Annotated in this window: 1 protein-coding gene; it reads left to right on the top strand. The window is 58.2% G+C overall.

Going from position 1 to position 220, the window contains the following annotated elements; all coding sequences use genetic code 11:
- The coding region (locus G9G53_RS26675) for an AMP-binding protein (RefSeq protein WP_238794873.1) at nucleotides 1-220 on the top strand (220 nt) is incomplete at both ends.

Here is a 220-nt window from a genome sequence, read left to right as displayed (position 1 = left end):
AGACCGACTTCGCAGGAACGCGCCTCGAATTGGACGATTTCGTTTGGGGCGACAGAGGGGCGGACTCCGAAGGTGCGTTGGACGCTTCGAACCTGGAGCCAATTTCCGGGCCGGGCAACCTGGCATATGTCATCTACACGTCAGGAACGACCGGCAGACCGAAAGGAACGCTGATCGAGCATAAGAACGTCGTGCGCCTCCTGTTCAACGACAAGAACCT

Origin of the sequence: Paenibacillus sp. EKM206P (assembly GCF_011066155.1) — a bacterium.
GTDB classification, from domain to species: Bacteria; Bacillota; Bacilli; order Paenibacillales; family Paenibacillaceae; genus Paenibacillus; species Paenibacillus polymyxa_D.
This window is presented reverse-complemented; position numbering and strand designations above follow the sequence as displayed.